The sequence below is a fragment of the Okeania sp. SIO2B3 genome, from assembly GCF_010672525.1.
Taxonomy (GTDB): domain Bacteria; phylum Cyanobacteriota; class Cyanobacteriia; order Cyanobacteriales; family Microcoleaceae; genus Okeania.
In genome coordinates, this window is sequence record NZ_JAAHGH010000075.1 from 14,145 (window position 1) to 38,832 (window position 24,688).

Annotated in this window: 17 protein-coding genes and 1 pseudogene; 1 reads left to right on the forward strand and 17 read right to left on the reverse strand. The window is 34.4% G+C overall.

What is annotated here, in order from left to right; genetic code table 11:
• Nucleotides 1-872 precede the first annotated feature (872 nt).
• Nucleotides 873-1,052: a 30S ribosomal protein S21 gene (gene rpsU, locus F6K15_RS28500; RefSeq protein ID WP_293067609.1), complete on the reverse strand. Its 180-nt coding sequence runs from the start codon at nucleotides 1,050-1,052 to the stop codon at nucleotides 873-875.
• Nucleotides 1,053-1,474: 422 nt separating this feature from the next.
• Complete coding sequence (locus F6K15_RS28505) at nucleotides 1,475-2,800, reverse strand: hypothetical protein (protein ID WP_293067612.1); 1,326 nt, start codon at nucleotides 2,798-2,800, stop codon at nucleotides 1,475-1,477.
• Nucleotides 2,801-3,425: 625 nt separating this feature from the next.
• Here F6K15_RS28505 and murF point away from each other — a divergent pair.
• Nucleotides 3,426-4,835 carry a UDP-N-acetylmuramoyl-tripeptide--D-alanyl-D-alanine ligase gene (gene murF, locus F6K15_RS28510; protein WP_293067614.1) on the forward strand — a complete coding sequence of 470 codons (1,410 nt, stop codon included), beginning with the start codon at nucleotides 3,426-3,428 and terminating at the stop codon, nucleotides 4,833-4,835.
• Nucleotides 4,836-4,968: 133 nt separating this feature from the next.
• Here the strand turns inward: murF and F6K15_RS28515 are convergent, their stop codons facing one another.
• From F6K15_RS28515 to F6K15_RS28580, 15 genes and pseudogenes are all read right to left on the reverse strand, one after another.
• Nucleotides 4,969-5,994, reverse strand: a complete 1,026-nt coding sequence (locus tag F6K15_RS28515; RefSeq protein WP_293067617.1) for a hypothetical protein — start codon at nucleotides 5,992-5,994, stop codon at nucleotides 4,969-4,971.
• Between the two features lie 665 nt (nucleotides 5,995-6,659).
• Nucleotides 6,660-6,896, reverse strand: coding sequence for a hypothetical protein (locus F6K15_RS28520; RefSeq protein ID WP_293067620.1), 237 nt, complete (start codon nucleotides 6,894-6,896; stop codon nucleotides 6,660-6,662).
• Nucleotides 6,897-7,049: 153 nt separating this feature from the next.
• Complete coding sequence (locus tag F6K15_RS28525) at nucleotides 7,050-7,601, reverse strand: hypothetical protein (RefSeq protein ID WP_293067623.1); 552 nt, start codon at nucleotides 7,599-7,601, stop codon at nucleotides 7,050-7,052.
• A gap of 137 nt (nucleotides 7,602-7,738) precedes the next feature.
• Nucleotides 7,739-8,113, reverse strand: a complete 375-nt coding sequence (locus F6K15_RS28530) for a hypothetical protein (RefSeq protein ID WP_293067626.1) — start codon at nucleotides 8,111-8,113, stop codon at nucleotides 7,739-7,741.
• A gap of 450 nt (nucleotides 8,114-8,563) precedes the next feature.
• The gene (locus tag F6K15_RS28535; protein WP_293067629.1) at nucleotides 8,564-9,124 is read right to left on the reverse strand and encodes a YHS domain-containing (seleno)protein; all 561 of its coding nucleotides are present in this window, start codon (nucleotides 9,122-9,124) and stop codon (nucleotides 8,564-8,566) included.
• A gap of 507 nt (nucleotides 9,125-9,631) precedes the next feature.
• On the reverse strand, nucleotides 9,632-11,182 hold the full coding sequence (locus tag F6K15_RS28540) for an NAD(P)/FAD-dependent oxidoreductase (RefSeq protein ID WP_293067632.1): 1,551 nt from the start codon (nucleotides 11,180-11,182) through the stop codon (nucleotides 9,632-9,634).
• A gap of 1,476 nt (nucleotides 11,183-12,658) precedes the next feature.
• Nucleotides 12,659-13,093: an AbrB family transcriptional regulator gene (locus F6K15_RS28545; RefSeq protein WP_293067635.1), complete on the reverse strand. Its 435-nt coding sequence runs from the start codon at nucleotides 13,091-13,093 to the stop codon at nucleotides 12,659-12,661.
• 285 nt (nucleotides 13,094-13,378) lie between these two features.
• The gene (locus F6K15_RS28550) at nucleotides 13,379-14,095 is read right to left on the reverse strand and encodes a DUF2786 domain-containing protein (protein ID WP_293067637.1); all 717 of its coding nucleotides are present in this window, start codon (nucleotides 14,093-14,095) and stop codon (nucleotides 13,379-13,381) included.
• A 1,084-nt stretch (nucleotides 14,096-15,179) separates the two neighbouring features.
• Nucleotides 15,180-16,124, reverse strand: a complete 945-nt coding sequence (locus F6K15_RS28555) for a GDP-L-fucose synthase (RefSeq protein ID WP_293067639.1) — start codon at nucleotides 16,122-16,124, stop codon at nucleotides 15,180-15,182.
• A gap of 726 nt (nucleotides 16,125-16,850) precedes the next feature.
• Nucleotides 16,851-17,879, reverse strand: coding sequence for a GDP-mannose 4,6-dehydratase (gmd, locus tag F6K15_RS28560; protein ID WP_293067642.1), 1,029 nt, complete (start codon nucleotides 17,877-17,879; stop codon nucleotides 16,851-16,853).
• Between the two features lie 359 nt (nucleotides 17,880-18,238).
• Nucleotides 18,239-18,970, reverse strand: a complete 732-nt coding sequence (locus F6K15_RS28565) for a sugar transferase (protein WP_293067645.1) — start codon at nucleotides 18,968-18,970, stop codon at nucleotides 18,239-18,241.
• Nucleotides 18,971-20,408: 1,438 nt separating this feature from the next.
• On the reverse strand, nucleotides 20,409-22,103 hold the full coding sequence (locus F6K15_RS28570) for a S8 family serine peptidase (RefSeq protein ID WP_293067648.1): 1,695 nt from the start codon (nucleotides 22,101-22,103) through the stop codon (nucleotides 20,409-20,411).
• A gap of 1,465 nt (nucleotides 22,104-23,568) precedes the next feature.
• Nucleotides 23,569-23,838: a zinc ribbon domain-containing protein gene (locus F6K15_RS38690; protein ID WP_363268908.1), complete on the reverse strand. Its 270-nt coding sequence runs from the start codon at nucleotides 23,836-23,838 to the stop codon at nucleotides 23,569-23,571.
• Nucleotides 23,756-24,124, reverse strand: coding sequence for a hypothetical protein (locus F6K15_RS28575; RefSeq protein WP_293067650.1), 369 nt, complete (start codon nucleotides 24,122-24,124; stop codon nucleotides 23,756-23,758). Before F6K15_RS28575 ends, F6K15_RS38690 begins: the two co-directional genes overlap by 83 nt.
• A 116-nt stretch (nucleotides 24,125-24,240) precedes the next feature.
• Nucleotides 24,241-24,688, reverse strand: a pseudogene (locus F6K15_RS28580) (RNA-guided endonuclease TnpB family protein); the annotation flags it as partial.

Below are 24,688 nucleotides of genomic sequence, written 5' to 3' on the forward strand. Positions count from 1 at the left end.
GACTACTCAGATAATCTATGAATATTTATTCTGCATTTTTGTATTATAAGTCTTATTTTCCGTCTTACGTTTTGAATTATAAATTGTTTTAGCGGTAGGATAAAAGCGATCGCTAAGGCTCAACATTTAGTAGATATCTCCAGGAAATAAATTTGCCCTTTATTTAGCATAAGTCAAGAGAAGTATAAGTTACTCACAAAATTATTTTCCGTACCGTTTACCTAGAAATATCTTCCCTGTTTCCTGTTCTCTACTATTATGGGCAAAAAGTCGATATCTTTATTCGGAGATTTCTAGTGATTTAGTTGCTCTTCATAAAGAGTAACTTTATTTAACAAGCTATTAGCTTTTCCTTAAGTCATGCTCCACTTGCCAGCATTTAGCTAGAGCGCTAAAAACCCAAGGGTTTAAGTCCCCCACGCTTGCTTATTTGAAAAAGCCCATGGTGCGCTTTTATGGTGGTTTTAATCCCCCATTATACACTTTGAGAAGCTGATAGCTGACCGCTATTTCAATGTTCAAGAAAAATTGAGAAACATCCTAGCTATTACTTAATATATATAGTTGCTTTCATTCACTATAAAATATAACTATTTCTGCAACTTATTAAACTTTCGGCATATCTATAACTTTTACTGTAATCTACATTTGTGAAAACTGCTAGAGTCTAATTTAGTCTAAATTTATGGTAATTTATTTAGATATTACTAACATAGTAAAATACTTGCTAAAGCTCTATAAAATTTCTTTCAACACTTCTATAATATTCGCGCTCTAGGACAATTAGAGTTTTAATAACTTTTACGATAGCTACAAAACTTCTATACTAAATTATCTAAACTATAATTAGCCTATAAAGTAAATTTTTTGCTTTAATAAAATCGTTTTTGACGTCGTGCTGCTACCGCCTTTCTCTTTCGTTTTTCCTGAGAATTGTCAAAGTACCGACGTTGTTTTACATCTGCAAGGATACCTGCTCTCGAAACCTGACGCTTGAATCGCCGGAGGGCCGACTCTATACCTTCGTTTTCACCTAGTAACACTTGGGTCATTACTTCTTCTTTTCGTCTTTACTGAACCTATGCTTAGTATTAGTATTTAGCTACCCACAGCTACAAGCTAAGGGATTATCTTATTATTTATTATTTATAATACGATCGCTAATTAAGCAACATATTTAATCTTTTAATGTTTAATATATTTTTGATTTATTTTATATATGTACATCAAGTATAAGTCCACCAGATCAATGATATTGGAAAACTTTACTCTGAGCTTTGTTTTAACATCAGAATATTATTCCTGATATTAACCTCACTTATCCTATAATTTCGGAAGCTTTAACAGTTTTTAGTACCCCCCCGGTTGAAATGGTTTCTATAAATCGGAAGGTGCGTGGAGGAATTGAAATCTCTTTCTAAACATTTACTGCTGACTGCTGACTACTGATTGCTGATTGCTTATTTAAAATCTTCTAACGAATGAAAGATAAATCAACCCTACCAAAGTTAGTACTTAAGGCAACGTGCATATTTTCTAGAGCTTTCACTAACCACATAACTGTTTCTCTAGTATGTGATTCGTAATGGTTAAATAGTATAGAAAATCGTTTTTCTAAGTATGGTTTTACTCTATAGCAGACCAAAACGATTTTCAGTAGGAGGCCAATTGTTGTTATTGGACCCAGGTTAGCCATTAGATTGAGAAATAGAAAGTGTTGTGGTTTTTGGGTGCTTTCTACAATTAGAAATCCTAACATTTGATTACAAGTTCTCATCAGCAAAAAGTCATTAAACTGTTTGTCATTACTGTGAGACATAGTATTTTTTAGCTGCTTATATAGTTTATCTTGAAACTGATGCTTAATAGATTTGGAATCTACATCAAAAGATGTACTTAAGTATTCATAGAAGGTTTCTTTAAAAGAACCATAGGATTGAGGTTGTCTAACATGGGTTAGAAAACTTTTTGCATTATCTCGATAGTTATTACCATTTTCTATTTTACCTACAAATTGTTTAATTGCTGATAATACTTCCCGATCGCTCAAAAGAGTAGGATTTTGAATATTGTTGATGCCTTGCCAACTAGATGCTGTCAAGTTTGAAAGGGAAGTTCCTCTTTCAGAGGCATTGGTTACTACTCTCTGTCTAATTTTATGAGTTACATATTTGGATAAGTCTATTTCAAATTTTCTCTGTTTCTGTCGTTGAATTTTTCTGATAACTTGTTGATGTTCATAACTGCTGTCTGGGGTAACTAAACAATGTTGGTATAGGTAAGGATAGCGTGGAATTAGAGTTCTTAAAGGTTGAGCTAGAGCACTATTAGTGTTTCTACAATTTACTGTTTCTTGGTTAATTAATTCTGTTAAGCGTTTTAAGGATAGAAATTGCTCGCTTCTTGTAAATGCCTTAACCAGTTCTAATAATTTTTTACTATTACGAGAACCATAGTAGTGGCGACGCGTTTGTTGATTTTCGACTTGATCAAAAAGCTTCATTAATTCTACTAAAACATCCTTTTTATAGTTGTAAGGTTGTTTTCTGTTAATAACTATATGACAGCAGCGATTTAAGATAAAATTAAAATCTTCTTCAATTTCTGGCAATGCTGTAATTCTGTCTAGTGCTTGAGATATTTCTCTGTCCGGATATCCAGAACCATTAATAAATAATATTCTAAATCTTTCAATTACTTCTGTTGAAGACTCTAGGTCTATCAATTGGATAAAATGGTTATAGATATCTTGTTCATCTTGAGATTTGTATTTGTTATATTCGTCCATAAGATTTTTCATTTTATATACCTCCTACCTACTTTAAGATTTTTATCTTCCAGGGCTAGTCAGACGATTAATTAGCATCTATAAAGTTTGTATAAAACTTTATATTTAATTCCAAATTTTAGGTTGATATTTACTTTACTATACTAGGTATCATTTTTATATATAACTCAGTATTAAAACCCCTTAAATTATTGTATATCTAACATCGGTACTCTACAGTTGATTAATACTCATAATTTTAATTATCTTCAAAATTTACTGAATTTGTGTGAAGTTTCAGTAAAGATTTTGCTTTATTAAAAACTCTCCTTCATGGGTCAATTTTGATTATACTGATTTATCGGTAGCAGCTACTTCCAACTCTATACAAATTTTTCGTTACTGATTGTCATCTACATAAGATAGTCTAAATTTTCTTAATCCTTGCTAGACAAAGTTTTGGTTATTTTGTCTGATATCAGCTCTAAATTATGACAAAATTTACCAAACTTAAAAAAAATTTTTTCCCTTGAGAATTATTTATACTTTTTATTTTTTCCTGATTGTTCAGTTAGCTCCCAAAAAATAAATTGACTTCAAAAATAATAAATACTCTAATATAATTATTACACATATTTGAGTAGGACTGCCAATAGTTATGGTCTGTCAGATTACCTTATCTCAATTAACTGAAATCTTGACTGCTACAACAGTTACAAATTTTCAGATTCCGGAAAAAATATTAATTACAGGCATTAATACAGACACTCGTAACTTACAATCTGGTGAAGGATTTGTGGCATTACGAGGTGAAAAGTTTGATGGCCATAAATTTGTGAAGCAGGCAATGGAAAAAGGTGCTTCTTGCGTCATTGTTGAGGAAGAATATACCTTAAATAATAGAGCTACACAACAGTCAAATAGCGTACCTATATTACAAGTAGAAAATACTTTAGAAGCTTACCAAAAAATTGCTCGTTGGTGGCGAGATAGGTTTGCCATTCCTGTAATTGCGGTCACAGGTTCAGTGGGTAAAACTACTACTAAGGAATTAATTGCTAAAGTCTTGGCTACTCAGGGTCAAGTTCTGAAAACTGAAGCTAACTATAATAATGAAATAGGTGTGCCTAAAACTCTACTAAGACTTTCCTCTGATGATCATTATGCTGTGGTGGAAATGGCAATGCGAGGACCAGGGGAAATAGCAGAATTAACACATATTGCCAATCCGACAATTGGCTTAATTACTAATGTTGGTACTGCTCATATTGGTCGTTTGGGTTCTGTTGAAGCGATCGCTGAATCTAAGTGTGAATTACTTGCAGAAATGTCTTCTAATAGTATTGCTATTTTGAATTATGATAACCGACGCTTAATGGAAACTGCTGCTAAGTTTTGGTCAGGAGAAACTTTTACTTATGGTTTACAAGGAGGTGATTTACAAGGAAAATTAATTGATTCTCAAACTATAAATGTTGCAGGTGTGGATTTACCTTTACCTTTGCCAGGACTTCATAATGCTTCTAATTATTTGGCAGCATTGGCTGTATTTAAGGTAATTCATGGTCAAAGTATTTCTACTAAAAATCTCTTCCAACCTTTGATTAATAATTTATCGGTTCAATTGCCAGAAGGTAGGGCAAAAAGATACAATTTAGATAATGATATTCTAATTTTAGATGAAACTTATAATGCTGGATTAGAGTCGATGATTGCTGCTCTAAATTTGTTAGTTGAAACTCCGGGAAAACGTCATGTTGCTGTGTTAGGAACTATGAAAGAGTTAGGAGATAAATCAGTTTTGTTTCATCAACAAGTTGGTAATGTTGTGCGAGATTTGAATATTGATGGTTTATTTATTTTGGCAGATTTTGAAGAAGCACAGGCAATGGCTATTGGTGCTGCTGGTTTGCAGTTTATAGAGGTAGAAAATATTAGTTCTAACGATGTTCATCAGAAATTAGCAACACATTTGCAGGAGTTTTTACAACCAGGCGATCGGGTTCTTTTTAAGGCTTCTCATTCTGTGGAGTTAAATAAAGTTGTTGAGATTTTAATTAACAAGTAATGTATTTATAGCACAGGCATCTTGCCTGTCACAGTTGTATATTAACTGATATAAAGCACCCTGTAATATTAAATCCATATTTGTTCTTGACTTTATTAAATATGAAATTTTTAAGAAGCAGACCAATTATAAATTATATAAGATAAAACATTATCAGAAATAACAGTTGTATGACGACAATTATTATGTAAGTTCGTTTGAATGCGTCGTCATATTTTTTGTAATTTATATTTGACATTGCAACTCCAGTACCATAAGAACCTCCAATTATCGTATAAAAACGTAAAATATCCTCTGGAATATCAAAAATAGAATAGTTATCTAAGTAACACATGACAAAAGTTATCGTGTTGATGTGAAAATAATAGATAAATATTGCCATGTGAAGCATAGAAAGAACATCAGCAGAACTTTCTTCTTGATAAAAAGAGCTGTAAATACCCGTAAAGCAACACATTATCAAAATCATAGGTATATGTGTAACTATAGCCCAAAAAAATCTGCTATTTCTTGTGTTTTTATTTTTCCCTAGAATATAAAAAAATCTTGTTACGCTAACAAAAACTATTCCAGTTATAATCCTTTGAGAAAATATTTGAGGGTTATTCCCCAAGAAATTAAGAACTGAAGAATTTATTGAATCTAGTGGTACTAATAATGTAATTGACACCCAAAAAGATATTCCACACAAAACCACTGTTGCTACAACTGCTTTTATTAGATTTATTGCCGAGTAGAAGAAAAAATAAAATAGGTATAGTACGAAAACGAACAATGAAATAAAGAACAAATTTTCTGAAAGACTTATAATAATACTGGGAAATGTAGCTACGATGTCAGGAGATTGCATAAATGCATAAATAAACCCTGTTAGAATATAAACAAATAAAAGGATGAAAAAAGCTTTTACTTGCCAAGTCATCGTTAACGTTATTCTTTCCCAAATTTCGCCTATAGTCAGATTTTTTGAGGTTATTTTTCTATCTTCTGCTCTTTTATTTAATATATTTACTGTTTCTTGTTCTCGTCTTTTTGCTTGTTCTAGCTTTTGCTCTTGCCTTTTTTGTTCTCGCCTTTCTTCTTCTTTAAGTTCAGCTTCTTTAATCAGTTTTTTACATCTGTCAATTTCTCGCTCAACCTGATTAAGTCCTCCTTTCATAAGATTTATTTCTCGATCTATATTCTGATTTTTTTCATAAGAATTTTCATTAATCCATACTGTATCTTTGCTTGCTTCTTTATGCCATATCTAATTTTCTATTCGTGTTTTTTCGGAGATAAGTGAAGAAAGTTCAAAATTTAATTTTTGCAAGTCATTCATTTTGCTTTTTGTATTTTGGTTACGACAAATATATAATATTCTTATACCAATTTGAAAAAAGAATGTTACAAATAATAAGTGTAATAAAAAGATTTTGTAGGAAATTTATCTTTGACAAAAAAGATAATTTACGACCTGAAAACTGGTATTAAATCCATTCATTCTGACTCCTGAATTCTGGATTATGTTTGCGGAGCATGACAAACGGAAATTCTAATAAATATCCTAGCTATTTGTAGCAAACATTTATCAAATTGGTATTAGACTATTATTTTGATGTTTAAATATCTCTGTCTGGGCAGGTTTTAAGAAAAATTATACTATTTCAATAAAGATGTATAAATACTCCAAATAATGCTCTTTTTGACTACTCCCCAGACTAAAGTCGCGGGGATTCTAAGCAGATAATACGCAACAGGCTAAATCCGTGTTGCTTCGTTTTTTCTTAGCTGACCAAAGATATATTCTCTGGGGACAAGTCAAAGTGCCCCTACACAGTCGGCTTAAGTAGGGGCGTTAACGATAGTTATGCGAAGCAAACGGCCGTTCGCCCCTACAGCTTTGCGGCTTACTTTTGTGATTATATTTGCAGCCCCGTTACAGTCTGCATTAATTAACCAATTATTACTACTTCTATACAAACCACGCTTTATTCTTTTCCCTGACGGTTTCCAATCATTGGGTTTCTCACCATAAATAGGCAGATAGTCACCATCTAAAAATGAAGGGGCGAATGCCATTCGCCCCTACAAGTATAACTTTCTTCAGTTTCTATCAGTATTATTCCATATTCATCACACAACTGAGCTATTCTTTCTTTGAGTCTAGCTGTGGGAATTGGTACAAATTCTGAATGACTTTTCTTTCCTAATTCTATTTGATTTTTCTGACCTTTATTCCAACCAAAAACAATTGTACCAATAGAATTTTCGTGCGCAATGATTAATGACTATTCTGGCTGCTTTATTTATACCGTCACGCATTTGGCGGTTACGCTTTTCTGTAATGGCAGCTAGTTTATTTGACCAAAATCCAGTCGGTTTATTTTCTTTAATAGTTGATATCTTTTTGTTGTACAAACCCACCCCTTTAGTTCCCCTCCCGGGAGGGGATAGGGGTGGGTGTTTACCATCTATAATTAAGCTTGTACCCACATTCGATACACAGGTCAACCAATTATTTACACCATGGTCAATTCCTAATACATTTTCTTGATTTAATAGAGGTTTAACTACTATTTCTTTTTCATAGACAAATTCCCAAGAAAAACATTTGTTTCTCGGTAATATTCTCAGTTCTTTAAGAGAAGCAAAATTGAGATTACTCGGCATAGGAATATAAAAACAATCTATTCCAAACCAGCGGTTACAGGTATTCCCTAGTGGTATTCTAATTTGATTATCTTTAAGTTTTAATGCTTGCTTAGGGTAACTAACTGTAGCCATTCCCCCTTTTTTTCTATAGAAGCCATTTGGGATCTATTTAACAAATTACAAGTCCAATACCCATCTGGGTTTTATGATTCTGGCAGTCATTTTTCACAATTTTTCGGTTTCCTGAACTCTTATAGTTTTTAGACTCCTTAAAACGGCTTTCCTGAAACTTTTGTATTTCCAGAAAAGATACGATCAGGGGTTCTATAGTTAGGAATCCTTGCTCTGTCTGATACTTTTCCTTCACTATAGGCTTTTATTAGACAATAATAAGAACGAAATGATTCAGCTACAGTTCTCAATATTTGTTGTGCTGCTTGAGAATGTAAGACTTTATAGTGATTGTTCTTTTTGTAGACCTTTTCCAAGTCATATTTACCTAGAGTTTTGTGAGACTTAAAAAATAATTGCCGGCTATAATATATTCCCATGTTAGTTAGCTTGTGAGACTGTTCACATAAGAATGTTAAGATAGCAATTAATTCAGAATTTTGAGCAACTAAAACTTGCTGACAAGAGTACATTGGAAACGGGCGGACCGAAAAGTTATTGTTGATCATAGTAACGGAGGAAAACTTTAGTTGTCTAGTCTCAACGATTCCCTTGTTTTCATGTCCCGATTCAAACACCGGGAGCTTCAATGTCGCTTTTCAGTAAAATAAAATACCGAAGATTAAAATCCGACTCCTCGCCTTTCATCTATCGCTTAAAAGACGATGGCTTTCATGCTCCCGTGTTATTTAGGTAAAATGCTAGAGAAGGATGGCAGAAATAACTGACCAGTTACAAAATCCTAAAACAATTATAAATCAAAAATGACTGACTGTCTTGAGTACGTATTACATTCTGGAGAGGCTGTGTGCGGAACTATTTCCGCACTTTAAAAGCGCCGTAGGAAACCTCGCCAATTAGCACTCGCTTTTAAAGGTATGACTTTTTTTAACTTCCGTGTAACGACACTAGAGCTTCACCCCTCACCCCCGAAAGTTGGCAGCCGCAGCAGGCCAGTTTTCATTGGCGCGGGCAATATTGCCTGGAATATCGCGTTCCCAGCGATCGCGAACCCCTAAACTAAAATTGAGATATAGCCTCCCTCCGACAATGCTCCAGGCTTCTGGAACGATAGGAGCTGTGTATCCATTGGCAACAGCAAAAGCACAGAAACCTCCATACTGGGGAGCATATTTTTCTGGGCTTGCTGCAAACAAGTCGCGATTTTTGGCACTGGAAAACAACCAGTTGACTCCCATCCAATTGTGAGTAAATTGTTTATTTCCTTGGACAGGTTTACCTACTTGAAAATACGCAACTGGGTCAGCACCTCGAATGGCAACTCCGTTTTCCGCAAAAATCGGCTCTGTGACATTGGCAACTTGAGATTCATCAGCCTTGTTGGACGATACGGCAATAGCAGGCGACACAGGATCGGTGGATAGTTCCACTGATGACTGAGGGAAATCTTTTGTTTGTAGGGAAGCACACCCTATGACCAACCCGAAACTAACTAAAGACAGGACAAAATATCGACGTTTCATTTAACTTTTTCTCAAAAGGATTTTGGGATTGCAGAATCAACATCCTTAACTTAGGCTAGTCAACTGAGCAAACGGTGAGAAATTCCTGTTTAAACCTGAATTATTTAATTAGGCCTTGCTGATTAAATCTAAAAGCATTGACAGATAAAAGTTTTAGCATTTTTTAGTTAGAAAAAGTCCAAGCTTTTAGGTCGTAATGGTTCAAAAAATTAGCATTTTAGGCCAGAGTTGGGCAGAAAAATCAAGGGAAAATTCTTACTCCTACTTCCTCGCTCATTCCCATTTCTCCTGTCTCCTGTCTCCTACCCTTACCCATAAGACTTTTTCCGCAAACCCTAATTATTAGACATCTCCAGAAAAGAGGGAATAGGTATAGAGGAGGAAAGAACTGACAAGTTCTGTATGATAATTGATTTTATTTTTGATTTTTGGAGATGTCTATTAATTATTAATTATTAATTATTAATTATTAATTATTCAGTAACTTCTAACCTCTAACTTCTGACTTCAGCTATAATCTCCACCAGAACCATACCGCCATTGTTCAATCCAACGACGATAATAATAATATTGCGCCAGAGGAATTTTTGTCACCAGAAGCCCCATCTTATCTCCTATAGGATATAATAAACTAAAAATTCCCAAATTAAAATAATGTCTCATCCAATCTAATAAATTTCCGATGCCAACTTGAGGAATAATTTTAATGACTAAACCTGGTTGCTTTAAAGAAGTCATAAATAAAGTTTGTGCTAAAGCAGGAAACTGCACGACATCTTGCAGAAAAGGTATAAGTACAAATTCCCCTAATCTATCCATTACCTGAAATACACCTGCCAATAGTTGATTAATTTGATTTGGTTCAACTTTTTGGTCTACCCCTACACTCATAGAACGTTGAAACAACCAAGTGACTGATATACTGGGCTGATAAGGTTGCAAAAGTGCTAAAGCATTTGAAGAAAGATTGTCAGTTTGGAGAGCTTCATCAATACCCCCGGTTAGACGTTTCAAGTGACGTACCATAGCTCCAAAACCGCCAAAACTAAGAGGAGACTGACTCCCGCTACTATCTCCCACTGGCAAAATACGATTCCAAGGAGTTTGAAGAGGACTTTGACGATAACAAGGAAAAAAACCAAACAGGGCACGTTGGAATGTAAGTTGACTAAGCTCCACTTTTTGATATTCAGGTAATAGGCGGAGATATTCTTCAAAGAATGATTCTAGGGAAATTCTATCTGGATGAGCATCTAAATAGGTAAATAGATAAGTAGTTCGTCCATCTCTAGCAGGAAATGCTTCCCAAAAGTATTGACATTGGTTTTGTATAGGAGTGAATGAGGCAAAAATGTCTCCTGTATCGTTTTTCGGGTATCCAGTGGCACAGGTACCAACTACTAAACAGACCGCATCAGGTTTTTTGCCTTGGCGTGCTTGTTTCACAATAGGAGAAAAATGCCCCATTGCATCTAGGAGCAGTCGAGCTTTGAATGATTGGCCATTACTAACCTGGATATTTATCCCATCTGGATGAATGGTTACTGCTTCGTAAGCTGTATTTTCAAATAGTTGACCACCTGCTTCAAGGAAACGCTGTTTGAGAGTTTCTAGGAGGTAAACTGGATCTACACCAATATTTAGGACATCTTTTATCCAAATGTCCTTGCTCTCTGGAAAGCTAATTCGGGCAGGGTTATATTCAGTGGCGATCGCTGTTTCTAATTCTTCTGAGGAGAGAAGGTCTAATTCTATAAATGTTTCTAGTTCTTTGCGGGATATATTCCATTCTTGTTTTCTACCTTTGAGGATACCTCGTTCTAACAGAGCTACCCGCCAACCTTTTTTTGCTAAGGTTGCTCCAATAAGTATACCCAGAGTTCCACCACAAATTACTACATCCCAGTCTAAAGTGTTTAATAATTGAGTTTCTTTTCTGACAGTAGTAGGAATAGAGATATTGTCTTCTCGAAGGTTTTGCCAAACCTGGTCAGCTTTCCGCAGACCTTGTAGAGGAGTTCCCGGAATTTGCGAGAGGACTTGTTCTGTTAAGGACATAATTTTTTGATTAATTTTTGCCGTAATTATTTTATTGCTGATTTTTAAATATTCATTCAAATTATAAGTAATTTTGGCGTTGCTGATTTGAGGTATGAAATTCAACTTTGGGTAAATTTTCAGCCAAAATAATAGTGCAAATTATAGCTATTTCCTCCTATTTAGTCTCCGAAAAACTTCTTTATAACTAATGACTCATTCCTCCTGACTCCTATGAAATCATACATTTATTCAGCAACGCCGTAATTTTATATAGCAATTATATTGTAATTGTAATCTTTGTAGTGAGTTTCAATAATTACAAAACAGATTTTTAGTTTAGAAGGATTTTTTAGTAATTTGAAGTATTATAAGATTTTGCTTAACTATGATTTAATATAACTATAACCATTTTTATTAATTGGTGAAGATGGCGTTGCACAGTGACGAATGATTTTTGATTGAATTGGATTTTTAATTTGAGAATTGCTAGTATTATTAATATTAGGTTTTTTGAGTCAAACTCTAAACTAATTTTTGGTAATATTATTCCATAATTTGCCACCTCGTTAAGATAATTATATTTATACTATAGCAATCCGCGCATTGGTTGTGACAATTTTTATAATAGCTAATTTGAACTGAAAACCTTTAAAATTATGAATCCTGACTTTCGCCACTACCACGAAAATATTACAAGTTAAATAGGATTGCTATATTTATGATTATTTTTAATAATTATTCAATTTTATCTAAGGTAACTTATAACATTTCTCGGCGTTGGTAAAGCGCGTGTATGATATTCATCTTAATTCTTTAGGAGTCAACCCACCCCTAACCCCTCCCAGGAGGGGAGGGAAAGGACCGAGTCAGGAGGGAAGAAAGAAGAAGAAACCCCGAGTAGAAGGAGAAAGTTTTTTGGTGGCGTAAAGGTCACGGAGTTCTATCGCGCTGTGATCCGGACATGATATCATACCTCAAATCACCAACGCCCATTTCTCCAAAGCAATACTATAGTTGATAACTATTGCCTCTACTTCTGATCGGGATTATTTCAGATATTTCCACCTAAATCTCGAAGTAAATTCAACCCTATTTTTGTTATTTTTACCCACTTAACTTTTAAATAGATGTAAAGAAACTCAATTGTTTTCCATTGTACACCTAATTTAATTAGATTATCTCATCATTACTATCTTAATAAATGAGAGTAAATAACAGTTTCAATCCTAAGAGAACTCTGTTTTTTCTAATCGCTCTTAACTTACTTAAAACCGATAAAAATTCTACCTGAAAAAGTTAAAAATAAGTTCATTAATATTTTATTTTTGAAGATAAAAATACTCAAACTTGTCAACTTTTCCTTCAAATTCTATTTGCTGCCAAAAACTAGGTTTCAAATACTGTAGATGACTCTAGTTTTTTGCAGCATTTTGGAATATCTAGATGATGATAATCGCAGATTTTAGAGACCATTACGATTATTACAAAATTTATCTATTCTTCCTCATTATTTTCATCTTCTTTTTCTACTTCTAGATTAATCTGCCTAAGATGAATATGTTTATGCCCTAACTGGATAATAAATTCATCCCCTGGTTTTAATCCCATTTCTTGTGTATAGTTAGCGCCTATTACTAACTGTCCATTTCTATGAACACAAGCACGGTAAGTAGCAGCACGCCCTCTTCCATCTTTAACATTGTTATCATCTAGATTTAGCCCCTTTGCCTGTAAAACTGCATCGTAGAATTTAGCAAGATTTACTCGTTTCTGCTTATCTTTTGTAGTTGAATAATATCCGCAAGCAATAGCAGTATCTTTCTTTGACTTGTGCGAGAGTTCTTTTACTTTCTTCAACAATGCTTTACCAGTCAGTGGAGTATTTGATTGTTCTGAAGTATTTAATTTTTCTGTTGTTGTTTTAGCCATCTTCTCCATCTACTTAAAATATTCTCTCATAAACTTTAACACTTACATCGTCTAATATCAAGGCTCTTTAAGCTTTTATTTAAGGATATTATCTAATCTCAACTCTAGTGGAGCAACCACCCCTTAAAATCAGACAGTTTAAGATGTCAAAAAACTAATGATTAATAGCTGATGTACTACTTACCAAATAATTAAGGTTTCAAGCTTCTTATTTCAAGAACAAATAAATTCAAAAATTTATGCTCGCCAATCTTATCCATTTTCAGGAGAAGTAATTGTTAATTATTAATAGTTGACTGTTTGATGAATTTTGCCTTTGTATAATTTGTGATTCAAATAATTCAAATTAATTTTTTCCCCAGCAACATACCCAAAAGAAAAACCTAAATCACTATTAACGGCAGTCGATTTCTGAATTTTACATTTTACACCTTCTTGCTTTAAATATGCTTGAATAGCTAAAGAATATTTTTCAAACATTGAACGTACAACTATAGCAGATGCCGAATTTTTATCGTCACTACCAGCGATACCTTTTTCCTCCATGTATTTTCGTCTGTGCTCTAATCTTTGTCTTAATCTAGTTGCACAACCAACTCGAAAAGCATTAATAAAAGTTCTTCCTTTACCCCTATGTTGTTTTGCTAAACTGTCAACTACAGCAGTTAAATATTCATAAAGGGACTTAGAAACTGTAATATTAGTTCCTGTTCCTACTAATCTCATTTCACCAGTGTAAGTTGAACGCATTGCTTGACATCCATTAGCATGAGCAATTCCTGCTAAAATCCACATTTTCCAGGTTACATAACGACCTGTTTTATCAATAATACCCTTAGTAATATCTTCATCTTTCTCTTGTCCTAAGTCCGCTACGGATAAATTATGTTGAGCTAATAATTCTGCTGCTTTTTCAGCAGCTAATGCAGCTTCATGTTCATTAGGTGAATTGGCAAGAGCTAGGAGTTTACTAATCTTTTCCAGGAGATTTTTATTGACCATTTCTCTCAGCTTATTTCTAATGCTTGATTATAATTTTTTTATTATGCGAGTATACTTATTCAATATAATATCTAGTAAATATTATGGTTTGTTTTAGAATATAGTAGTTCCCAAAAAGCGTGAGGTACGCGCATTCGTTTGTTTTAGGGAGTAGGGAGTTGTAATTCGGGAAACAGGGAATATAAAAGAAGTAAAACAACTGCACCTCAGTAACTTGAGAAACGCTATATTTTTTTTTGATAATGTTAAATTTTTCATAATTATTCCGTAGTGAGTATAATATAGATTATTATAGTAATTATCTTTAGATGTAATACCAAGCTTGATAAGTGTTTGTTACCAATATTATCAACAAGGAATAAGAAAGAGGGAAGACCGAAGTTGGGATAAACAAATCAGAAAAAAGGAAAAACAATCGAAATATTTGGCTTATAGGATTGGATGATTTATTTTTAGGCAGAACTTCTAGCCTTTTTTTTGTAGCATTCTTTTTTTAAATTGGTACAATCTTATATAATAGATTTGTCACTAATATCTCAATATATAGATAGATTGAAAAAATCGCTCAAATTAAGATACAGCAGTAATTTTATGAGTTTTTGACAACAGATAGTTAAAATCTTTACATGACAAGGGTTTACCAGTTTTTTTTAGTTATCAAGCAACAACTGTAATCAAAGTTACTCAAACTCTAAATAACTTTAATTAAATTACAAAATTCTATGGCTTTATAACTATTGAGCTTTGAAAAATGTATTTTAGTACAATTCAAAAACTGCTATTTTAGTCTACCGTTCAAAACAGTGTTTGATTAAATGAGATATATTCAATCTATTGCCTATTTTTTGTCATCTACATCCCTATTTTTTATCTCATCCCACTGATAAAAGCTATAAACTAGATTTAATTTTACTTAGATCAATGCTGGATTACTTACAACATTATATTTCCCGATCTTTTTCAGAAATCTATAGTAAATTTTACCCAGAAAAGTTTTTGATGATATAAAAGCTGAAAGATAATTTCCTTCCAGCCTAACCTTATATCAACTAATTCTAACAGATAAAATCGATATCATTTAAACTTAGTCAGCATTTTTTCGATACCATTCTATTGTATTCTTCAGTCCTTGCTTAAAATCTACATTAGCAATAAAACCAAACTTTTCTTTTGCTTTTTGTGTATCCAAACATCTTCTAGGTTGACCATTTGGTTTATCAGTCTCCCAAATTATTTCTCCTTGAAATTCCATTAAATCACAAATTAACTCTACTAAATCGCGAATCTTTACTTCATAATTAGTTCCTAAATTAATAGGTTCAGATTCATTATAAAATTGAGTTGCCAAAACAATTCCCCTTGCCGCATCTGTAGAGTATAAAAATTCACGACTAGGACTACCATCACCCCAAACAGGTAATTCTTTATCTCCTCTAAGTTGTGCTTCATGCACTTTCCTAATCAAAGCAGGAATAACATGGGAACTCTTTGGATTAAAATTATCTTCAGGTCCATATAAATTAACAGGTAGTAGATAAACTCCATTAAAACCGTATTGTTGACGATAAGCTTCCAATTGAACTAAAAGAGCTTTCTTGGCAATACCATAAGGAGCATTAGTTTCTTCTGGATAACCAATCCAAAGGTCTTCTTCTTTAAAAGGAACCGGAGTAAATTTAGGATAAGCGCATATTGTACCCACACAAACAAATTTTTCTACACCTGCTTTATAAGCAGAATCAATTAATTGAACCCCCATCATTAGATTGTCATAAAATAACTCAGCAGGTTTTTCTTTATTCAAACCAATACCACCTACATGAGCAGCAAGATGAATTACAATATCTTGTCCATCAACTACTTTTTGGCAAGCTTCTAAATTACAAAGGTCATAATCACGCGATCGCGGTATAGTAATCTGATTAGGATTAGCTCCTGCTTGATGAAGTTGATCTACAACTTGGCGTCCCAGAAAACCCGATCCACCTGTCACCAGAATTTTTTTGTTTTCTAACTCTAATTTAGTCATAAAAAATCTCCGAGATTGATATTCATCAGACATTAAGTCTAAGGTCTAGGGAATTAGAATCAGTCAGTTCAGAAAAACAAGCGATGCAATATTATCTCTCAGAAATTAGACTGATATTGAAGTCATAGTAAAAATCCCCTATTTGAAAGTAGAGGAATGTAATTTATATCTTGCTTATTTTCTATTATCAAGTTTGCCAGTCTTTTGACATTTATAGTAGTTCAATTTAATTTGTCATATTTTCCTGAAAATTTAGGGTTTGTATGAAATATTTTTGCAGCTTATCAGAACCTTATTGGTAACGTCAAAGTTGATTACATCCCTAATATTCAGAGATATCAAACTATCTATAATTCCTAAAGGCAATTCAGTATCTTATATCAAATACCTGGTTTCATTTCACATCAACTTAAAAGCATTAAAAGTCATTCTTCCAAGTAGTGTAATTTTCTGTCATCCTAATTAATTAGCGGGCTAAACTTTTGAGTGCATTCCTATTGTTTTAATTAGGGATGTTTATCTATAATTATTAACTACTTTAACTCAGATTTACTTTATAGATACACCCCATAATTTTTTTCACTTGAGCAGCTAATTTTCAAGCATCAAGTTTTTTGCCTACTTGTATTTAGATAATGCAAAAAAAAATCAGCTAAAGAACTATCACTTTAGAATAATTAAGGATTGACTTCAACAGTTTAACTATCGTAATTTAGGTCAAAAATTTTAATCAAACCCACTACCAACCATACTAGATTGTTCCAAAGCTTTAATATCAGAATCAACCATCAAATGTACCAACTCTGTAAACGTAACTGATGGTTGCCAACCCAATTTTTCTTTTGCTTTTGTACAATCACCAATCAATAAATCTACCTCTGCAGGACGTAAATAACGAGGGTCAAACTCTACATAATCTTGCCAGTTTAGATTAACATGAGTAAATGCTATTTCTAGAAATTCCTTAATAGAATGAGTTTCATTAGTAGCAATCACATAATCATCAGGTTGCTCCTGTTGTAACATCATCCACATAGCTCGGACATAATCCTTTGCATATCCCCAATCTCGCTTAGAATCCAGATTACCAAGATAGAGTTTCTTCTGTTTACCTGCAACAATTCTAGCTACAGCACGAGTAATTTTGCGAGTTACAAAAGTTTCCCCCCGACGTGGACTTTCATGGTTAAACAATATGCCATTACAAGCAAAGAGATTGTATGATTCTCTGTAATTTAGTGTTTGCCAATGGGCATAAACTTTAGCACAAGAATAAGGACTACGAGGATAAAAAGGCGTAGTTTCTTTCTGGGGTACTTCCTGAACTTTACCAAACATTTCAGAAGAACCAGCTTGATAAAAACGGACTTCAATTCCAGTACGATATTGGTAATCTCGAATTGCTTCGAGTAAACGTAGAGCGCCCATTGCTACAGTATCTACAGTATACTCTGGAGAATCGAAACTCACTCTCACATGGGACTGGGCGCCCAAATTATATATTTCTACTGGTCTAACTTCTTCAAGAATGCGACGTATAGTAGTTCCATCAGTTAAATCTCCATAATGGAGAAATAAACTAACATGAGGATTATGAGGGTCTTGATATATATGGTCTATTCTACTTGTATTGAAGCTAGAACTACGTCTAATAATACCATGAACCTCATAGTCCTTATCTAACAAAAATTCGCTCAAGTATGAACCATCTTGACCTGTAATACCAGTAATTAGCGCTCGTTTCTTTTCAGTCATTGGAGTTAATATTTACAAGGTAATAAATTGCCATGGGAATGTCCATAATAATTAGTTCAATGGCTACAGTGCAAAAGCAATAAATATATATTTATTTTTTTGCTTAATAGTAGGGTTATAACCTCTAGCATTCCCAGATGTCTAGACTAACCTAAAATTGTGATCATAACCAAGAGTTTTGAGTTAATATTCATCAACTTGACTCCTTGAAAAATACTATTTCTCTGAAGCAACTAAAAAAATTTTATTTAAACTTATCAATTGGGGTTAGAAATATAATAGTTGGAAAAATACTATCAACCTCTAACCCAGTAATAACTTCAGTTGATTTTCAATCACTTAGTCATTAATAATCAGCCTTAGTAAGCTCCGTTGTTTTTGGGGAAAACAACAATACCAATTGTTTTAAACATGATCCATATATCTATCCAAAAATTTCTGAAGTTTACATAAAAAAGGTCGATTTGAACTCTCTTAGGATAGGGAATATCATTTCGACCAGAAACTTGCCATAAACCTGTAATTCCCGGTTTGATGGTAAGAATTTTATCCATGTGATGACCGTATTTTGGTAGTTCTTCAACCACTAATGGCCTCGGCCCTACTACGCTCATATCACCTTTCAAAACATTCCAAAATTGGGGAAATTCATCTAAACTCGTCACCCTAAGAAATTTACCTATCCATGTAATTCTAGGGTCATGTTTTAATTTAAAACTTTCTTGAAATTCTTGGCGCAGATGAGGAGATGTTTCCATAATTTCTCCTAACATCTCATCTGCATTTTTCACCATAGTTCTAAACTTCAAACAACGGAAAAGCTTTCGATTTTTACCCACTCTTTCTTGAACATAAAAAACAGATCCTGGTGAGCTAAAAACAATTAGTAAAGCTATAAACAGATAAACGGGGGCAAACAATATGAGAACCGACAGAGAAAACAGGATATCAAATAATCGTTTATAACATCCTACCTCTAGGCCCTCTAGAAATCGACTGTTTTGTCTATCTCTGGGGAGGAAAGGTTGAAAACTTCGTCCTGTAAACCCTCTAATTACCTTGCCAGAGATGAATTGGCTATCGGCAGTCATCTTACTCCTTCACTTCACACCACACACAGTCCTGATCATAAAGCTTATAGCGAAATAGAGGGCAAATTTAGTTACGAAAAAGATGACTAATTTTGAAAAAGGACAATTATTTCCCTCTCGCTTAAGATACTTCCGTGCCTCTATTGATCAATTTTATACAAACTAAAGATTTGTTTTAATCTCAAGATTAACTATGATGATTATGATAGTCCCATATTTGAGATACCTATCCTATCGTCATATTTTTAATAGAAGGCTATACCACCAGTCAATCGAAAATTATAAATAGTCAGTAGTCAAAATTGCAAGTTCAATCTATTGCAACATGACAGTATAGCAGTACGTTCTTTAGTTAAGACAATATAGCAATGAGCGCTGGTATATTTACAAATTGCAGTAGGGGCCAAATAGTTAAAATCTTGTATTATTCCAACGGAGATGCTGCGCAAACGGCAATTTATTCCCCCAGATGAGCTGTTGCCTGTTGCCTGTTGCCTGTTGCCTTTTGCCTGCGCACAGCGCTATAAATTTGAGCGATCGGGGAGTAGGGAGTTGAGAATAGGGAGACTGTAGTCAAACACATCTGAAAAATAGCCTCAAAAGCTTACATAGCAATCATTTAAGGTAAAATTAGCTTGCTTGTCGATCTATCTAGGTTTTCCTCGGTCATGCTACGCCAAGAGCTATTTTTAGCCTATTGATATATTTCTCTTGACCTGTATAGGTTTGAGCTATTTTTACCCTGAAAAATATCGAAGTATCTATAGAACACATTTAGTATCTATGTAGGCATCTCTCCAAAAGAGGGACTAGGGAGTAGGGGGGAAAGAATTGATGAATCAGAGTGCAATAATTGATTTGATTATTGGGGATGTCTATTGATGTTCTTACAGCGGTTTTCATTTGGGTAGACCACATGGGTAGACCACAGTAGAGACTTTCCATGGAACGTCCCTAGAAGGTTTGATGTGTGAAGATGTGGTTCATCAAGAGTGAAAAGCGCTGTAAATATCGGGAAATGGGGAGATGGTGAATCTGGGGGCAAATTTCCACCTTTTTCCCTTATTATATTTTTCGAGGTCCTGAATTTTGTACCTCGCCCTACCAACGGTGACTCTATCTGAGTTATGACTCCTTTTTGCCAGCAACCCCTACCGCGGGCTAATATTCCAAATGGGTTCTATAGAAAATAGAAGAATGCCCGCGTCCTATTTGTGTAGTTTTATAATAGACATAGGCGTGATAATCAAAAATAAAATCAATTATCGCGCAAAAATCATCAATTCTTTCCCCCTACTCCCTACTCCTGTACGGACGTTAACGATAGTTATGCGCCAGCAAATGGCCGTTCGCCCCTACTGCCCTACTTACTCTTTTCCGCAGAGTTCTAATGTGATTTTCTACATCTGGCATACATAATTATTCAACGACTTATAGGTCAAACACTAACAGTCGTAGAATTAGCAGTATCAATAATTATATTCTCAATTGCCTCAGCAGATAAACTAGGATTAGCTTGTTTAATTAAAGCTGCGACACCTGCAACATGGGGTGTTGCCATAGAAGTACCAGCAAAGAAACTATATAAATTACCTGTTATTGAAGGAGCTACAGGTCCATAAATATCTCCTGCATCTTCAGGAAAACCATCTCCTCCTGGGGCCACGACATAATCCAATTCACCTCCAGCTTTATTAGAAAAAGAAGAAAACTTAGCATTTCGATCTACTGACCCAACTGCAATTCCATATTCATTAGCTAATCTTGCTGGATAATCAGGACTGCTTAAACTATCATTACCTGCGGCAGACACAAATACAACACCTCTATCGGCGGCATAACGAATAGCATCAAGTTCGTTCCTAACTAAATTTCTCCCACCAGAACTAAAGTTAATTACATCTGCTCCATTCTCAACAGCATAGAGAATGGCCGATATTCCATCGCTAACTCTACCGACTCCTTGATCATTTAGTACCCGAAGAGACATAATTTTAGCATTTGGAGCTACTCCAGTTGTTCCTACTCCATCTCTCTTAGCAGCAATTGTACCTGCGATATGAGTTCCATGACTTTCTTCATCCCTTGGGTCATTGTCATTATTGACAAAATCCCAACCCCAGGTATCATCTATGTAACCATTGTCATCATCGTCAATACCATTATTGGGAATCTCACCACTATTGTTCCACATTTGGCCTGTTAATTCAGGATGGGTATTATCTACACCACTATCAATGACAGCTACTACAATGCCTTCTCCCTGAAAACCTTGATTCCAAACTTCTGGTGCTTTGACTAAATCTAGTCCCCACTGATTTCCGCCAATATCTGGAAGATCTGGAAAAGGGGCCACTCCAATAGCACTGGCCACTGCTGCTGAGGCATCAACTAAACCATATCCAAAAGTACTGTTAAAGCTTGACTGTATAGAACTAGCTGTTTGTGGAACTTCATTTATACTTATACTATCCCCAAAAATTAAGCGACTTTCCACAAGTTGTGTGTCAGATATTGCTTTAATTCTTGCTAAGATTAAACCATTTGTCTGAACCTGAATTAATGTATCCCCCGATAAAGAATCTGCTGTTAATAAGATGTCATTTTCTGTTAAATTTTCTGGTATTTTAATGCTGTCAAAATTAGCATCAAAATCATCAATAATATCTGCCGTATCTATATTATTATTTTGAGGTTCTCGCAGCACAAATGTGTCATTGCCAACTCCTCCAATTAACGTATCTTTTCCTAAATCTCCAGCAATTAGATCGTTACCATCTTCACCTAATAAAAGATCGTTTTCTTTACCCCCAAAAATTGTATCGTTACCAATTTCTCCATAAATTGTATCGTTACCTAAATCTCCAAAAATTAAATCGTTACCTTGGTTAGCATAAATCAAATCATTATCTCTACCTCCTCGTAAAGTATCAGAACCTTCCCCACCAAATATGTTATCGTTGCCTTTATTACCATTAATTAGTTCAGGATTGGATGAGCCTATTACTGTATCATTGCCATCTAGAGCTTGTAGACCTTCTGGGTATGGAGTCAGTAAATTTACAGGTACAATAAAGTTATTAGGGTCGTTATCTAATAAATAAGAAAAACCATCAGAACTAGGACCAATCATCGCATTCTTTTCTTGATACTGATTTTTAGTATAGACGCACTTTATTAATTTTTGGTTAAATAATATTTTCTCTTTATTTCCGATTTCTTACATTTGATTAAATCCCAGGAAATTAATTATTTAGCTTTGAAAAGTTGTCAGTAAGCATTCAGCCGTCAGCTATCAGCTAGCCTCCTATGGTCGGAACTGCGAACTTCAGCTATTACTTTTAGTTGACGATAAAAGCTTTATTAATTTTCTTATTACCTCTTATTACAAAAGTTGGCTCCCTTGCCCTTAAAGTCTATATTAATTTAAACACTATCCTATATGAGAGAGTCTTGTTGCTGTTAACGCAGTTCCGACCTAGGAGGCTAGCTGACTGCTAATAGCTGAATGCTTACAGTTGTCAAAGTTATTTTTTCTGATTATTCCTATTCATTAGAATTCTTATTAATTCTTCTCTTAATTATTTTTCATTTCATATTTTATAGCGCTGTGCGCAGGCAACAGGTAGTAGGGGAAATAAATTGCCGTTTGCGCAGCATCTCCGTTGGAATCATATAAGACTTTTAGCTATTGGAGACCTCCTGCAATTTGTAAATATACCAGCGCACACTGCTATAGCTTTTTGATAATTCTTGATTATTGCCTTTTTGCTTACCTCAATTTCCAATTTTTTTTGAATTTCAACCATCACTTTATTGAGACTTTTTGGTTCATATTTTATCATCTATTTTCTCTGATTTTTTCACCTGAATTCCGCACTTAAAAGCTTACTGTAAAGAGCAAATATTCAGTAGTCAGTAGGAAATGATGCTGGCTAATTATCTGATTCGATCAAGTATTTATGCTTAATTTATTCAATTTAATTTTGCTCCCGTATCAGTTAAATTATGATGATTTATAGAGTCTAAATAGTGAACCATCCACTGATGTTTTTGGTACTTTGTTATGTGATAAATTGACGTTTATAATCTGAGTTTTCAAATCAGATTTCTCTTTTAATACCCAGTTTTTTTCTATTATATAGAATCCGGTTATACAGTATATTTTTATCATTATTGCTCTGCTGATTAAATCTAAAAGTCTTTATAGATAAAGGTAAGTGCCTTTTTAAGTATCAAAAAGTTCGAGGTTTTAAGTGGTAATTGTTCAATTAGGAGCGGATTTTGGTCAGAAAAATTAAGGGACAAAACGCCCGCTCCTACCTCCTGTAAATTCCCATTTCTCCTGTCTCCTGTCTTCCCCTCCACCGGAGGGGTTAGGGGTTGGTTGTCTCCTGTCTCCTACCTCTACTAAAAGACTTCCATAAGCAAACCCTAATTATATCCAAACTTCAAGCCTCCCCATCTCCCCATCTCCCCATCTAACACACTATTTTAGCTGTGTCACTCCAGTAGGTTTTGAACGAGAAGTTAGTAAAACTGTTCTAAATAACCTCAAAAGCTCTTTAACAGGCCATTGACATACTCCCGACGCTCCCCTACGGGAGAGCGCGGGATTCTTCAGCCAGATAAGCCCTGACCGCAGTTTTAACAGAAGTGATGTCCTCCTCCTGTATTGACAACAATCCTATTTTTTGTATTAGGAGTGCTGAGTTATAATCCCTATCTAATTCCTGTCCACATCTGGGGCATGAATGCCAACGCTCTGATAAGCTTTTAGAGACTTTATTCAAGCATTCCCAACAATATTGAGATGTGCCTTTTGGGTCTACGCGTGATAATTTTTTTGCCAAGTTTCCAGGCAACATACTCTAAAACCTGAACAAACTGACCAAAAGCTGCATCTTGTAGAGACTTATTTAATCCTGACTTGGCCGATTGACCATTGGGCAAAAACTGACCATGATCACCTAATTTAGCTTCGGTTCGCCTAACTAAAGAAGCTATCTGTAGGTCTTCTAAAAATATTATCTGACAATCACTCAACAAATGATAAGCTAGTTTGAATTGCCAATCTAACCGTTGTCTAGCTATCAACTGATGCACTACCGCTATTTTACCCTTGAGAATCTTCCAAGGCTTAGAATCATGCATGTTTTTTAGCTAATCTTACCTGAAGTTTAGATAATCTATTTTCAGAGAACCTAAAAAACTTAGGAACTTCGATAAATTCTCCATCACTGGTAACAGCATAGTGCAATAATCCCAAATCAATACATGCATGAGTTATCTTCGGTGGGTTGAATTTCTGCACGCCTCAAAGGTACAGCTTGATCTTCTATCGTTAAGCTGATATACCATCCGTCTGCCTCCCGTACTACTGTACCTGTTTTAACCTTGAATCCTATTGGTATTGAACGATTGTAGACAAAGGGAACTAAACCAATCTTTGGTAGATTTATACAAAAACGACCGTTGGCATTTTTGACTACATTGGCATTTGATAACTGAGGATAACTGAAAGAATTATAATAATGCCGACCTTTAAATTTAGGTCTACCACTGGTTTTACCGTTTTGAGCGGGTAAGGTATAGTTATCCATTGTTGTTTGTACACGCTGAATAACATCTTGCAACACCTGAGAGTGCATAGACTTATACTCAGGGAAAAGTTTTTTAGTCTGTGCTAAATCTGCTAGTTGCACAGTCTCCCAAACA